General features: G+C 52.5%; 13 protein-coding genes and 1 pseudogene. 4 read left to right on the forward strand and 10 right to left on the reverse strand.

Annotated elements, in window-relative coordinates:
* Window positions 1-12 precede the first annotated feature (12 nt).
* The 3 genes and pseudogenes from LIX00_RS25425 to LIX00_RS25435 all read right to left on the reverse strand — a co-directional run bounded on the left by LIX00_RS25425 (window position 13) and on the right by LIX00_RS25435 (window position 3,293).
* On the reverse strand, window positions 13-1,791 hold the full coding sequence (locus tag LIX00_RS25425) for an aldehyde ferredoxin oxidoreductase family protein (RefSeq protein ID WP_227357470.1): 1,779 nt from the start codon (window positions 1,789-1,791) through the stop codon (window positions 13-15).
* A gap of 61 nt (window positions 1,792-1,852) precedes the next feature.
* Window positions 1,853-2,254, reverse strand: a pseudogene (locus LIX00_RS25430) (YjiH family protein); the annotation flags it as partial.
* Window positions 2,255-2,744: 490 nt separating this feature from the next.
* On the reverse strand, window positions 2,745-3,293 hold the full coding sequence (locus LIX00_RS25435) for a DUF8170 family protein (protein ID WP_227357472.1): 549 nt from the start codon (window positions 3,291-3,293) through the stop codon (window positions 2,745-2,747).
* A 127-nt stretch (window positions 3,294-3,420) separates the two neighbouring features.
* On the opposite strand from LIX00_RS25435, the gene LIX00_RS25440 reads away from it, so the two are divergent.
* Window positions 3,421-3,852, forward strand: a complete 432-nt coding sequence (locus LIX00_RS25440) for a helix-turn-helix transcriptional regulator (RefSeq protein ID WP_227357473.1) — start codon at window positions 3,421-3,423, stop codon at window positions 3,850-3,852.
* A 1,137-nt stretch (window positions 3,853-4,989) separates the two neighbouring features.
* On the opposite strand, the gene LIX00_RS25445 is transcribed toward LIX00_RS25440, so the two are convergent.
* From LIX00_RS25445 to LIX00_RS25455, 3 genes are all read right to left on the reverse strand, one after another.
* Window positions 4,990-5,379: a DUF7344 domain-containing protein gene (locus LIX00_RS25445; RefSeq protein WP_227357474.1), complete on the reverse strand. Its 390-nt coding sequence runs from the start codon at window positions 5,377-5,379 to the stop codon at window positions 4,990-4,992.
* Between the two features lie 79 nt (window positions 5,380-5,458).
* Complete coding sequence (locus tag LIX00_RS25450) at window positions 5,459-7,978, reverse strand: bacterio-opsin activator domain-containing protein (protein WP_227357475.1); 2,520 nt, start codon at window positions 7,976-7,978, stop codon at window positions 5,459-5,461.
* A gap of 488 nt (window positions 7,979-8,466) precedes the next feature.
* On the reverse strand, window positions 8,467-8,802 hold the full coding sequence (locus tag LIX00_RS25455; RefSeq protein ID WP_227357476.1) for a hypothetical protein: 336 nt from the start codon (window positions 8,800-8,802) through the stop codon (window positions 8,467-8,469).
* Window positions 8,803-9,546: 744 nt separating this feature from the next.
* Between LIX00_RS25455 and LIX00_RS26600 the strand changes: the two genes are divergently transcribed.
* Together LIX00_RS26600 and LIX00_RS25460 are read left to right on the forward strand one after the other, a co-directional pair.
* On the forward strand, window positions 9,547-9,936 hold the full coding sequence (locus tag LIX00_RS26600) for a DUF8008 family protein (RefSeq protein ID WP_497007360.1): 390 nt from the start codon (window positions 9,547-9,549) through the stop codon (window positions 9,934-9,936).
* Window positions 9,937-10,008: 72 nt separating this feature from the next.
* Window positions 10,009-10,671: a nucleotidyltransferase domain-containing protein gene (locus tag LIX00_RS25460; RefSeq protein ID WP_227357477.1), complete on the forward strand. Its 663-nt coding sequence runs from the start codon at window positions 10,009-10,011 to the stop codon at window positions 10,669-10,671.
* A gap of 201 nt (window positions 10,672-10,872) precedes the next feature.
* Here the strand turns inward: LIX00_RS25460 and LIX00_RS25465 are convergent, their stop codons facing one another.
* The 4 genes from LIX00_RS25465 to ddfA form a co-directional block, all read right to left on the reverse strand.
* Entirely contained in the window at window positions 10,873-11,025 is a 153-nt protein-coding gene (locus LIX00_RS25465) for a DUF1328 domain-containing protein (protein ID WP_227357478.1), read from the reverse strand.
* A 557-nt stretch (window positions 11,026-11,582) separates the two neighbouring features.
* Window positions 11,583-11,912, reverse strand: a complete 330-nt coding sequence (locus LIX00_RS25470; protein WP_227357479.1) for a DUF7344 domain-containing protein — start codon at window positions 11,910-11,912, stop codon at window positions 11,583-11,585.
* A gap of 82 nt (window positions 11,913-11,994) precedes the next feature.
* On the reverse strand, window positions 11,995-12,666 hold the full coding sequence (locus tag LIX00_RS25475) for a helix-turn-helix domain-containing protein (RefSeq protein ID WP_227357480.1): 672 nt from the start codon (window positions 12,664-12,666) through the stop codon (window positions 11,995-11,997).
* 148 nt (window positions 12,667-12,814) lie between these two features.
* Window positions 12,815-13,099 carry a DdfA family disk-determining factor gene (gene ddfA / locus LIX00_RS25480; RefSeq protein ID WP_227357481.1) on the reverse strand — a complete coding sequence of 95 codons (285 nt, stop codon included), beginning with the start codon at window positions 13,097-13,099 and terminating at the stop codon, window positions 12,815-12,817.
* 1,136 nt (window positions 13,100-14,235) lie between these two features.
* Between ddfA and LIX00_RS26605 the strand changes: the two genes are divergently transcribed.
* Window positions 14,236-14,601, forward strand: a complete 366-nt coding sequence (locus LIX00_RS26605; RefSeq protein ID WP_497007365.1) for a hypothetical protein — start codon at window positions 14,236-14,238, stop codon at window positions 14,599-14,601.
* Window positions 14,602-14,767: the final 166 nt, after the last annotated feature.

Genomic DNA, 14,767 nt, shown 5'->3' on the forward strand with positions numbered 1-14,767 from the left:
CTATTCTATCTGTCATTGTCCAATCGAATGTTCGGCAATCGGTGTCTGATCATCGACGGCGTCAGTTAAGTCGAGTCGGTCGAGAAGCGTTCGGGTCGGATATCCTGCGTCACTCCAGTCTCGTACTGCATAGTAGCGCTCTCGCAGTGATTCAAACGCGGCAGGATCGATGCTGTGGCCGTCTGTCGGACCGCCGGAGAGCGGTTCTGTGAACACCTCCGGGAGGGAATCGTCCTCCTTCGAGAACCCTTCTCGAACGTTAAATAATCGAATCAGCGTCCACACCCGTTCGCCGACGAGCCAAAGCTCGCCGGGGTCGTACTCTCGGCCCACGGCCGCCAGCCACTCCGCGCCGAGGTCGTCCCAGAGAACCTCCCCTATAAAGTCGTCCGCGATAAGACTCCAGAGGACAGATCGGATGTTCTGCTCGGTTACGACGATCCGAACTCGATCCTCGTCAGTCCAATCCTCGCCGAACACTTCCGTTTCCACAGGACGCGCACGTCGATGACACCCTCCTCGATCGCTCGTTGCGTATGCGAGCGCCATCCCCTTCGCCCCACGAGGATCGTATGCAGGCAATTCCATCGCCTTCACCGTTGGGACGAGATTTTCTCCCCCGAACGTAGCGATGGCCGCCGCAACACCATCTGCCAGCGCGTCGCCCAGCGGTGTCGCCCTCGTCGCGATTTCCTCGATGAGCGTCCGTGCGGCCTCCGCATCCCCGAACCCAAATTCCCGATCAATGACGTCGTTTTGACTGGCTCGAATCGCCCACGCGACCGCATTTCCCGCACTGATGACGTCGACACCGAGCCGATCGCAGGTTTCGCCCACTGCCACTATCATATCGAACTCATCAATGCCGAGTTCGGCACCGAGACTCATCGCCGTCGCACCGCGGGGGACGTACGTCCCTTCGTCGGTTTCGATTCGGAATCCACCCGGAATACTGCCGTTCTTGTGTTCGCGCTCGGTGGCCGCCTCGTGCGCTGCCTCAATGCCGATATCGTCGGTCTTCTCGAACTGTCCCTGTTGCCAGCCCCGAGTCGAGAGAACGCCGACTTCGTTCGCGAAGTCTACAGTCTCTAACGTTCCGCTCACCCGTTGCCACTTTCCGACATCGTCTTCCCGGTATCGATCGACGTACTCCGCCCGCAACTCGGGGAGGTCGTCTGGTCTATCTCCTTTCGCGACGATTGCTTTGAGCCGTTTTGCACCCATGACCGCACCGGCACCGCCCCGTCCGGCGTGATGCTCGGCTCCATCGGACGCGATAGTCGCAAATCCAATACGGTGTTCACCAGCCGATCCGATGCACGCGACTGCGGCGTCCGGAAATGCATGGCACGCTTCCACTGCGTCCATTCCCCATACGTCTCCAGCCGGTGTAATAGTCGCATTTCCGTCCTCAAGTTCGATGATAGCCGGTTCGTCGGCGTGACCGCTGACAAGCAGTCCGAGGTGGTCGCCGAGCGCGCCCGCGAGATTGCCTGCGAACGTCCCACCGCTGTAGGAGTCGAGGAACGCCCCTGTCAGTGGCGACTTCGTTATCGCGGCGTATCGAGGGTCGTCGGGTAAGAGCCCCGACAGTGGCCCCGTCATAAATAGTAACACATTATTCGGCCCAAGTGGGTCTGTTCCGGCGTCGAGTTCCTTATATAGATACCGAGCACCGAGCCCTTTCCCCCCGATGAATCGACGTTGCCAGTGAGCAGGCACTTGCTCACTCTTGATCGCGCCGGTCGACAAATTCACCCGAAGCATTCTCTCGGGGGTGCCCGTTGTCATCTCATAGCATATTGGGGACGACAATGTTAAGAATTGCCCTAACAGTGTAGGTAAACAGTCCAATGACGCCAAAAGGAATGATAACGCCGACGCTGTACACGAGTGATCCCCACATCAAGCCGCCGGTGCCGGATGTATGGAGCATCTCAGGGCCAAGTTTGAATAACATGATCGGTGCCAGAAGGAGTCCGGCTATTCGAAGTCCCCAAAAGACGTTCAATATCTCGAAATAGGAGAGGTCATACCCTGCAAATCTACCGTCACCGAGCATTGCGAGCGTTGTGATGACACCGCCGGTGATGATAGCTAGCAAATAAACACCAATTGCGGTCGGGAACGTCTCGGTGATGAAACTGACGGCGATATCGAACAGTACCGTGATTTCTCCTTGGTATGGAACCGGGAGGAGAAAGAACACCCCACCGATAAGAAATGTGACGACGAACTTTAAGACTGGTTGCATGGCGAAATCATTGAGATCAATGTCGTCAATGCTTCGCTGCGATGGTTCAGTGTTCGTTGTGTAAAGGATGCTTTCTTTGGAAGCCGTTGGTTAACTATTTGCACGAGCATAGTTATTAAAACACCCTCCTAATGGAGCTGCACTTTTACTTATTAAATTGCAAGACGCGGCTCGTACTAAGATCCGATGTCGAGCCCCTAGTGAAGCCACGAACGCGGTTGTGGACACCTCGAATTGACACAGGTTGGGGCGGATGTTTTACGGCTACGCGTAAGTACGGCAGTTGTATCGGCGGCTATCAGCTACAACCCAGCGGGAGGGGGAGAGCGGGTACCGGCCACCGCGTTTGTTGTCGGAACCTTGTGATGAATCACTAGTCACAAGGCGGGACTGTCAACGTCCGTGTCTGTTTGTTCGACGTAGTACAACGGATTCGAATCACGTGGCATCGGGAGGTGAATACCCTACACGCTCGGTATCCACAGCCAGGTTACGGAAGTGATTCGGTAGCTTCGAGAAGATCTTCATCCGTTCGCCATCGATACAACCGACCCTCTTTGTCGAAGAGGTCAAAGACGCCGTCTTGCATCCATCCAAACGGATGTTCTTCATCATCATATTCACGTTTGAGAACGTGACTTTTCGAAAAGTACTCTGTAGTGCCGACGAGCAGGCCTTGTTCGACGAGGAAGTCGCTTGGATCCTTCTCGGCGACGCCGACGAGGTACGTAACGAGGTCGGCAATGAGACAAAATTTCTGGATGCTGTTATCCCATTCACCACGGATATCGACCATCCGGAACGCGTAGGCGTCCTCACGACGGTTCAAGCGGTCGGTGACGAGGTTGAGTCGGCGAATCGGCTCGCGATCGTAGTTCCCGAGGACGAAGTATGAACGGTCATTTTCGTAGACTGGTGTGAGCTCACTCAGCGTTTGAATTATCTCTTCGTTGTCGGCCAGCGAGATCTCATCGTGGTCGAGTTGAGTAGTTGCGCTCGTGAGAATGTCATCTGGAATCGACGACTCTCCGTCGGGCATATGGGACTCATATTACGAAGACAGTAAAGAGTTTACTAAGTAATTTACTGGTGAAAAAGAGGTTGTTTACCCTGGGGTAATTTACTCTAGGGTAAACTACTTGTGGAGTCAGTCCGTAGTTAGTATCATGAGCACTGATTTGGGAACGAGTGAGAGCGCAGACGCCCGCGAACTAGTGCACTTCGTGACCCAACAAACGCGGTTTGCGCTCGTCACCAATATTCTGCAGCATCCACAGCAACTCCCGTCGATGTACGAGCTAGAGCAGCTCAACCCGAGCGTTAGCGATGCCACCGTTTACAAACACATCCAGAAGCTGATCGACGTTGGAATCGTGAAAGAGGTTGCACTTCCCGACGACCAGCGCCGACAAGGGTATCCTTGGAAGTTCTATGGACTGACCGATGAAGGCCGTGAATTCCTCGAGGCGCACAACCTCCTCGAAGCCGAGGAAACGCTCCAACGTATCTACGAGACGATTTCTGACAAACCCGATAAAATGGTCAAGTACGAAAACGCCCCTCGTCCTGGTACTCTAGTGACCGACGACGATTCATGAGTGATGTGACCTATACTCGCTGCTATGGCAGATCTCGCAGAAATCCCTGCTCTGCAGTTGCTTACAGCAACTGGCTAGCTACTGATCCCTGAATCAGTGGATGCAGCGCTCGAAGAAGGCGGGACCCCACCTGATAGTAGTTTATAGTGCATACCCGCGTCTTCAGGCGCGAGTCGAACGATAGGCCGGGGCGATACACCGCCGTCGGTTGCCGGGCGGGATATCCAACGGGGGTACGTTTAAGCGTCTGTACTACGTGTTTAGACGTGCTACTCCGACGGAGAGAGGCATACCAGAGAACACACGTCTGTCGATGACTCGGTCGGAGATGGGGCCTATGTGACCGGGCCATAGCCCTATCACGGGAGGTAAACCGAGAGGTTCCCCCGGTGTGTCGCCGGTTCCTGTGAGAGTGCGGGTTAGAACCGCGAAGGCCACTGGCCGATATCCCATGGTGGGATGCCACGCCGTAAACGGCGTGGAGGAGGTCACTCACTAACCTATCTACTTGCGATAAAAGGGTGACTCATACCATCTCGAACCACTACCTCTTAGCTCACTCCAATACGAGATATACGAACGTCGGCAGCTAATTCAGAACGTAGTATTACTAGAGCTTTGATCTCCAGCAGGCATCATCGTTTGAGCAACAGTGAAGCAATATTATTTCGCAATTCTCGCTTCTTCAGTCTACCGTTTCAATTTCCATACGCCAACAAATGAAGGCAGGGCCGAAACTTATACGAATAATATGGATTCAGTATGCTTAAGATCACGGTAGCTACTATTGGTGAATTTGTAATACTATTGATTACCTTGGGCGCCGTAGGAAGAGATACGGCTGAAGCCTACTAGTTATTAGCAATTGAAGATAACAGTAGTTGTTCACAATGGGGAGGAACATAATATGACCATCAACATCGACGTCTGGAAGTATGGAAACCCACAACACGAACCGCAGTCTACTCGCTTCGACGAACGGTCTACATATGGTGTACCGCAACATGAAGTAGCAACTCCGGTCAACGTAGAACTCCGAGAGTCCATTTCATATCTCCGTTTTTGGCAACAGCACACGTTGAATCGGCGACAGTCAATTGAAACAAAGCGGCTAATTTCCACTCTTTACAAATAGGATCAAAAGAGACAGATAGTATTTTCACGCTGAATTTCTGCGAATTTTACAATGGCTACAACTCGTTCGATTTCTCTTTTATCCCGATAGTGAACAGTCTCGCTTCGTTCGTCGTATTCGAGAATGCCATGCTTCTCCAGTCTGGGAAGATGAGTGTGGAGGAGTTGTATTCTGAGTCGGTCAGTATCCCCAGCTACCTGTATATCGAACTGCGTGCGAAGATGCGTGACGAGTTCGTCAACGGTAGCAACCGCTTGTGGCTGTCCATGAAAGTGATAGAGAATATGGCGGCGGTACTCGTTGCTCAGCAGGTCGAGGATGGCATCGAGACTCTGTGTCGGTATACTCAGATCGTCCACAGCTGGTGTTTCTGGTCGCTCCCTGCTAGTCATATTGAGTTTTGGTAACAGGCCAGTACCAACAAGTAGTTGGGCTCAATATTGAGGTGGACCTGACGGAGAGCACTGATGGTTAGTGCGGATGTAACTCCCTGTCGGGAGAAAAGATAGAGGTGAGTAGTTTCTGCAGTGCAGACTGCATGTGCTGGTGGAACGTCGGGGATGCGATATCGAGTGTGTTTGCGAGCGTTTCACCGGTACTGTCGCGCGGATAGCCGAAGTATCCACTATGGAATCCCATCTTCAGAATTTCAAGCTGGCGGTCAGTAAGCGTCGTCTTGAGTTCGTTCAGAAAGCTAGTTCGAGAGTGGACTGGCCGCGTCCGCTGTCGCTTAGCGTGAAGTGATGCATTCGGATAGATGGTTTGGACGGCTTTAACGAACGATCGAATGTTGACGTCGGCCGGTACTTCGATCGTGAGCGTCCCCACCCCATGAGAAGCCATCCCACTTCGGATGTATGCTCCTCGTTCGATAAGTAACTGCGAGGCCGTTTCGGTGCCCTGAAACACGAATTCGAAGGAACTGTTGGATTCCGTCTCGGCGATCAGCCGTGCTTGATCGACTCTCGGTGCTTTCCATGCTCGCTCAAGGAGTTGGCCAGGGGTCACATCAGTAGCGGAGACGTAGAACAGTAACGTCCCGTCCGACGATGGAACAACGCCGTCAAGGGTGATGGTACAGTCCAGTTCGTCAGAAGCGGTGAAGAAGAAGGCGTCAGTCTTAGAGAGCGAAAATTCGAGTTCCAGAACTCGATCCGTATGAAGGAGCTTCCTATTCTCAGCGGCGTTGATCGCGTGGCCAATCGTCTCGCCTAGCTCTGCAAAGATTACTTGTTCGCGCTCTCCGACCAGTGCTGACTGTGACGCGTACACGACCAGTACACCGTAGATCGTGTCACCGTAGCTGAGTGGAATACAGACGGCAGCCCGATACTCCCGTGCCAATGCGTCTTCTCGCACAGCTTCGGGGAACATTTCGCTCGTCGAGATATCTTCCACGACAGCGAGAGTACCGGTTTCAAGCGTTGATGCCGCAGGTCCTTGTTCCGTTGCGGGCGCAGCGGCATCGACCGCTTGAAGATACTGATCGTCAATCCCGACTGCGGTTCGGATGTTCAACCCTTGTTCTGCGGTTGAGAGATCGGCGATGAGCGCCCCGAGATAGCCGTCCGAGCCAGCGAACCGCTCACAGACTGTCCGCTCGATCTCCTCGCGCGTCGGTGCAGCGATGAGCGTTTGGTTGATGTCACGGATGATCGCATTGAGGCGGTTCAGGGTTTCTAACTCGTCGCGTTGACGAGCTACGGCGTGTTCACGCTCGGCGCGTGTCAATGCGGCTTCCGTGTTTGCAGCGAGGACGCGCATGAGATCGTAGTCGATGCGATCGAAGTCGTGAACCGAGGTCGATGCCGTGATGAAGACACCGTGCTCTCCGAGTGAGGTAATAATCGCACTTCGAATTGGCGTCTCCTGTGGTTGCTGAGTCTCGATCTCTTGGAGATCGTGAATTACTCGCGATTCACCGGTCTCAAAGACGTCCCAAACAAGCGAATCCTCGGGGGTGATTGTCGGGGGAGAACCGTCGAAGACGGTGTTCACTGCTTCGGAAGTGCCGACTGGTTCGAGTGCCGTTTCGTTTTCTGCGTGGAGGTGTAGGCCGGTGAGTGGCAACTCCAGCACTTCGGTTGCCGTTCGCACCGCTTCGGCGCAGATCTCCTGCCGGGACGAGGTCGTAAACATTCGCTGGGTTGTCGTATGTAACGTTTGGAGCGCGTCCTCCCGTCGTTTTCGATCACTGATATCACGGAAAATACCTTGAATCACACGGCGATTCTCCAGTGTGGTGACGTTCGAATTGATGGTGACCGGGATCTGCTGGCCATCGGCATCGACAATTTTCAGATCGTGAGTTTGTTCGAACGGGCCACCTCGCCGCCGATGACCCTGAAAGAGCTCTTCGTAACGTTCGGCTTCCTCCGAGGGATGGAGGTCGGTCTGATGCATACCCTCGATTTCGTCCGCCGGTTTTCCAAGAAACTCAACGGCGGCCTGGTTCGCTTCTTGGATGATGCCCGTTTCAGCATCGGCGACGAAAATTGCATCCGGGGCTGCGTCGACGAGCGTCTGATACTTCTCAGTCGCTGCTTCTAGTTGCTCACGCTGTTGCTTCTGTGCCGAGATATCGCGGACTATTGCCGTAAAGAGGCGCTGATCACGATACGTATGTTCTCGAAACGAGACGGAAAGCGAGACTTCAGTACCGTCCTTGCGACGCCCAACACGCTCAAGATCAGTATGTTCGGCTGCCGTCTCGGTGTCGCGCATATTTTGGTGCAATTCGGCGAGATACGTGTCACGATACCGTTCGGGAAAGAGGTCATCAACTGATCGACCAACGAGTTCATCAACGTCATAGCCGAAGATGGTGCCTGCTGCTTCGTTTGCAAAGCAAATCTTTGCCGTATCATCGAGGGTGAGTAATCCGTCAAGTGCGTCGTGAACGAGCTGTTCGAAAAACGTGTCTTCGGCAGATGACTCGGTGTGCTCGTGAAAAAGGGGATGTGAGTCGTCTGAGTCGGATGATGGGGGCATAAGTGTGGGGGTCTTGAGGCTACAGTACTGAATACGTTTTTCACAAACATTAGGCAGGATCCCCCGTGAATTGGACACAGCCGGCAACATCTGTCGCAAAATCCTCTTTCTGCCACATCCTTAATTGTAATGGTATTGAAACATATCCGCGAAAGCATGTCACGGTTGTTTAGCTTAACCGAGACGCTAAGCCCCCTTCCTCAACGAGCGCTGAAGGCGCGAGTAGGGAGGGGATACAGTGCACGTGAACGTGATGTTAGCGAATTGAGACAGGGCCGGATCAATCGCAAACGACGAACAGTGCTGGGAGCGATCTTTCTCGCCGGGATAGTTGGCATCAGGAGTAGCACCGCCCTGGCCGATTCTTACGAACACAACAACTGACAACCTGCTTATTTCTTGATGGCTGAATGGCTAGCGAGGTTTTCGACGATGTCCGTCGCTGGCACCATCACATAAAAAGGTTGCACCGGTGGGCTAACACCGAATTATCGAGGGACAACGCGATCGTTCTCGATTTCGTTCTCCTGTTCGACGTCCTCGGCGGAGTTCGAAGCGATCGCGATGCCGGTCTGGCTGTTCTCGTTGGACTGTTCGCTTGCCTGCACAGCAGTGGCGTCACCGCCCCACGCCGCCACGGCGGTGTTGTCGTCCTGGACGTTGACGTTCGTCTGCGAGACCCACTGTTCCTGGTCGACTTCAGCCTCTGCTTCCTGTTCGAACTCGTTTTCCTGTTCCTGCGCGACGACGCTCCCGGCGAAACCGCCTACGAGCACCGAGGAGACGAGCGCCAGCGCGAGCAACAATCGAAGTGCTTTCTTCATGGTTAGCAGTCCTCTGGTGATTCCGCGACGGGCGGGGAACAATCATTAGCGATGTTCCTATTCGCAACTGGTACGTCCCGCCCGGAACCACCCGAAAGTCGCTGTCGATGGACGGCTACATTAACCGGCTAGATCGTTATCATCGTTTGAACGGGCTTAACAGTTCACTGTGATTTCTAATGTTTTATGATAGTAATTAAAATGATCTCGTTTCGAATCAACCTATGTATACGACGGGCTAGTTAGAGTATCGACGGTTACGGACGAATTAACGCGAGATTTTCGTCGAGATCGACCTTCGGGTGGACTGCGTGTAGTCCTCCTGCTTTTTCGAATCACGATTCGTGATCATTAGTTCACGTGGATCGACCGCTCTACGCTCTAATCAGTCAATCCACGACCGCTGTACCTCACAAATCGCCTCTGGATCTCGGTACTCATCCACCGCTTAAATCAACGCTTCTGCGCGTCATGCTGGCATACTCCGTTGGCGACACTCGATGCCCCGATACGTGTACGCATCTTTACCAGCGACCTTCCCAACGGATTTCGTCACGGCACCAGCAGCCGAATCACGAAATGGAACGAATGTAATCCTGTTGTAGTGGGCTTCGTGTTCGAGTCGAATCATCACTTGAAACTCGTTGTCAGTAGTATCTACTAATCAATGGCTTTTCGAGGAGTGAGAATGCGCAACTAGAGCCATCTTTTGGAAGCATCTCGCTGGCCCGCTATGACAACGAGATGCTCGCGTCCGTCATTAATCGAAAGCCCGACGAGCTTGCGGGGAAGGAGTGGCGTGAACGTGATGAGGCCGGTCGGTATTGGCTTTGGCCGAAAGGAAGCGGCGAAATCCGTGCCTACTTGGACGCGTCAGACCTCGCTGAGTGGATTCGGCTGAAAGAGGCCGGTGTGAGCAAGAAGTACAGTCAGGAGCTCGCTCACCGGGCGATGGACGCAATGCACGAACTCTCGAATGGCCGTCTTAGAAAGATTAAGCGCCAGCGATTCAAGGATGGACCGAGCTACCAAGAGACTCGTAAGTACGGCAGTTGTATCGGCGGCTATCGGCTACAAGCCAGCGGGCAGGGGAGAGCGGGTACCGGCTACCGCGTTTGTGGTCGGGAAGTGTAGAACACCGAAGGGCCTTCGCTTGAGCAAGAAATTTAGAGGCTTGGTGACTGGACAGGAGCGTGATCAGGAATAGTGCTCGATTTTCCGTTCCCGGAAGAGCGAGTGTTCCGGTATCAAGCGATGCAAGATATTTTCCATCATCTCGTAAATGAACCCCATCAAGGCTTCACCCAGAAAGAACTCGCAGAGATAATAGCGACAGATATTTCAACGATTTCTCGGTCAGTCGATCTACTCGAACAACTGGGTGTCGTTACACTGGAAACAGGACGTCCTGCTCAAATCCAGATCTATCATGACCATCTTCAAAAATCTGATCCACTCCTGTCGATCTCCCAAGATGAGTTTCGGAAACCTATCAAAGCATTTCTCACCGAACTACAGCAACAAGTTGCCGAATCAGATGACGTCGAAACCCTCGTGGCTGTCATCCTTTTCGGCAGTGTAGCTCGCGGGACAGCCGACCGAAGCAGTGACATCGATATATTGGTCATCATCGACGGAAATCACACCTACGGACGACGGATTGCCAATCAAGTAGCACGAAGTATTGAGGAACAATCGTATGATGGTGATCGCTATGAGTTCGAGGTGCTTGTCGAAACGCCAGAGAGCGCAACACAGTATGGCGCAAAACTTCGGGAGATCTTCGACGAAGGACTCATTTTGCACCAAAGTGAGGACTTTCGACACGTTCGAGCGGCAGTGTATGCTGATGAGCCGGAGGACGTCTAATCCATGCCGATTGAACTGACGACATCGAACCATTGCTCACCGAGGCCGAAGAAGCATTCCGATAGGACGGACAGCAACCAGAAGAAGGACTTGATATCTCTGATGCCGGCCTCATCCAGCTCCGCAAAGAATGTCGATCCCTCTCAGGGGCAGATAGACTGCTGTCGGATGGGTACTACACACTGACTATCAAAGCGGATCTCACAGCACCATTGAGAGGATTGCCAACACGAGGAAGACGACGATCAACCATTTTGCAACGCGCATCGACATCCCCGCGATACCTTGTTGACCGAGGACTCCAGCGATAATCGCGAGCACGACGAACCCGATCGCTAATTCGAGGAGTGCCATGATTTAGTATAGGCTTTCCATTTACTAAGGTGCATTGGCAGTGGATCCGAATTAGGAGCAAATACTCAATCTGTATGTTTTGAGAGAAACCTTTACGAGCGTCAACCTTAACCAACGCTAGGAGGAGAACTACCGGGGTTGTTGGTTAAGACCCCTATCCGCGATGGCTCTAGTGAGAGAACCAATTCGAAATCATCCCCGATCGAGCCCTAGAATTCACACAGGGAAGGTGGGAGTAATAGATTGGCTACGGTGGAGTGCGTCAGTTTCTGCGAAAGGGAGGGGATCGCGTTCGCGATCCCCCCCCTCTATTACAACGGTGTAACAGGCGACAATAGCCGTGGGAAGAATCCGCCCTAATACGGAACTCTATACAACCGCGGTCGTGGACGCCCCGAAGTGACACAGTTTGGGACAGACGCCGGACGGCGACTCGTAAGTACTGCAGTTGTATTGACATCTATCGGCTAGAAGCCAGCGGGAAGGGGAGAGGTGGTACTGGCTACCGTGTTTATGGACGGAGAGAAGGAAGACGATAGCGACACACCGAGGATAATTCACAGTGAGCCGTTATTCGGGGGCAGAACCTCGAGAAAATCTTCGAGTTTTGTCCCGTCGCAATAGCGAACGTCCTTATTTCGTCGATCATAATCGATGACCCCATAATCAGCGAGTTTCGGAAGATGGGTATAAATAAGTGAGATCCGCACCTGCTCAGTTGTCGTTGTTTTCTCACTCTTCTTGTGGATGTGCGTAACAAGCTCATCAAGGTCCGCAACATCAGCGTCCTTCGTTTGGAGATGGGAGAGAAGGTGGCGTCGATAGCGACTCGATAAAATCTGACAAACCTCACTCAGTGAAAGTGAGGGACGTTCATACTGTGCCATACCGTTAGACGTACCAGAACAAATTATACAAACACTAGGGCTGTTCGAACAGGAGATTTTTGCTTGACCATGACAGAACGCCTTACTCAGGTGGCGTCGTCTCAGAAGCGTTAAGAAGCGTATGCTCAAGCAACGCCTCGTTCCCACGTCGAATTAGATCGGAGAGCGACTGTTGGCTGATATCGAATTCCGCCGCCACCTCTGAAAGGGTGACTTGCCGAGGTGTCTGAAAGTAGCCCCGTTGAAGGGCCAACAACAGCGCGTCACGTTGTTTTTCGGTGAGGACACTATCCAGGAGATAATCACCAGCTTCAGTAAGTGTCCGCATTTGCCCAAGTGTGTACTGAATATCATTCTCGCGGCAATGGTTATGGAATGTGGTGAGTTCGTCTTGATTAGGAAAGAGGATCTCGAACTCCCACGCTTGGGAGTTATAGCCATATGCGCTCCGAATGATCGTCTCGGCGGCAGTAAACCCCTCAAAAAATTCACCTTCAGGCGCGTCCCAATTCAGGAGATACAGTCGGCGATCGTCAATCTCCTCCACCTCAACGAGTTCTTTAACTTGCTCATGGGTGCGGACACGCCGTTCAAAATCGTCGAGATCGGTATTCCAGGCCCAGAACAAGGGAATAGCGTTCGTTCCGACAGGGACGATTCGCTCGAATTCGATCTGGGTTTCTGTCCCGGCGGTGAGTAAGCGACCAAGCGGAAACTCCGTCGCTTGGAGCGAGAGTTCCACAATAGTTGCCATCAATTCATCTACTGTACAATCTGGCCCATTATAGTATCTCTGGGAGAACGTGGTGCAATGCAATTCTATTACAGCGGCAGGCTGTCGATAGTGGGTACTTTGATCACTGGACAAGAAAAGCCGCTACTCCCTGAGTCCTTCTTCGTCTCTATCGATCTTCAGCCTCAACCTCAACTGCACCATCACTCGATACTGTCACCCAGTATCCCGCGTACTGAAACGAGATTTTGCCGTCTGGACGAGAGGACCCGTCTCCTCGAGGCGCAAAAAGTGACTCAAGCGCATCCGGGTCAATCGCATTGTATAACGGTTTGAGTTCATCTACTGACTGTCCGCCTTCTTCTGAAACTATAGTGACGATTCGTTCAGTGAGTGACCCTGACATTCCAGTTGTTGCTAATCCATTTCTCGTAGTAGATGAATCAATTACCATGTTCCCCTCCTGTAAGAACACTCACCTTGCCAAGTTGCCAAGGTGCTCTTTATGGGCTGTTCCTACTAACTCGGTCAACTGGAGCAACCAGTAAATAACTAACGGGACAGTATTGTACTTTAACGCCCAAAATTGGTGATCACGAGGATGTACCATTAAGGCTGAAGGCAGTATTTAGAGCGAGAAGTAAGGGCAATGATGGGGACGCTCACAACCTGGCAAAGACAACAACATCTGGCTGATGGCGTGTGACAGTGTGCTTGTGTTTAAGTGCGAGGTGAGGGTGGTTGTGAGCGCCCATCTCAATCATGGGACGGTACCCTAAAACGCATACCGGAAACACAAACCATGATTGTAGTCATGGGCATGCACCGGGCAACTACCCAGTTACTGTTCCTGTTTTTACCCAATTATGAGCAAGGAGTGGCGTAAGCACAGATGTTTGATAGCGAATCTTAGCTTTTGCACCCTGTTTGTAAACCGCATCGGACAGCACGGGATGCCGTCGAGACCGTCGCAGTCACAGTCTCCTGTTTCGGAATCGTCTTCGTCCTTGGACGGGAAGGCGTCGAGCGTGCTGGCCTCTGTTGCGGTTTCGACGGCGGCCATGTGCTTGCAAAACGCGTTGTGGTGGATTGATGTGGGCAGGTGCAAGCCATCAGCTTACTGGTCACGTTGTCGATAGAGACGACGTGTTGGTGGTCTGCTAGATTTTGGTGGCTCTCATTGGTGACGTTGATAAGTCCAGGGGCATCGACGTCGAAGGAAAACTATTCGGCCTGTGCGCGTTTCTGTGTCGTCTGGCCGTTTGGCTGATTTCTAGTGATACGCTATTGCTCCCACCTTGGAGACGGTCTGATAAGTATTATCAGTAGAGTCGACATCATCATGTAAATATCAATATACTCATTCGACAAACAGCGAGTACGCCCTCAATCTCAGATCGCTTGAAACTTGAAGCGAATACCACCTCTCGCTCGGGGATTTACGGTGCTTGGGACTGACTTGTTGGTCCTTCGGGAAGATTTGGAGATCGATGATGATGAGCTAGCGTCTGGGCTGACTCTCAAGGTCGAGAGGGCAAGCCGGTCTCGGTTAATCATCCAGACGGCGAACAACGGTGGATACTCGACTGTATCGTTCGGGCCACAGATGGGTGGAATGGATATGTGCTGGAGCGGTACTACCGTGAGATCAAAACTGGCAATGCGTCGTTCGAGCGGTCGCAGGTTTCGGTGATGAAGGAATTGGCAAAACAAGAGCGAGTGTTGAAGATTCGGGATCTGGTGGATTCCAGAGGAGGAATGAATAGATTCCCCGATTTACGAACCACGTCGAAGTATGTAGTGGCAGACAGGACACTGTCGTTCGAGTTCATCGATCACACAATCAGTTGTATTACCGGTCCATCCACAGTTAGGGCATTGAGTGAGGTCGGGACTCATTTCATACCTCAAGGGCCCCCTGTATCAACTACTTTGGGAACGGAATCGGTGTCGTGATCACGCCCAGTCTACTAGAGTGTCCTGCAGAATATCCGTGTGATTTGATAGCTAACCATTCCTTGATCTATACTGGCGATGTTAGTGACGTGGATTCCAATACAAATCATCACACGCGAGCCATCACCTATTGGCAGTCCTCATTTTCACCTGAACTCATTGCCAA

Origin of the sequence: Haladaptatus salinisoli (assembly GCF_020614375.1) — an archaeon.
Taxonomy (GTDB): Archaea; Halobacteriota; Halobacteria; order Halobacteriales; family Haladaptataceae; genus Haladaptatus; species Haladaptatus salinisoli.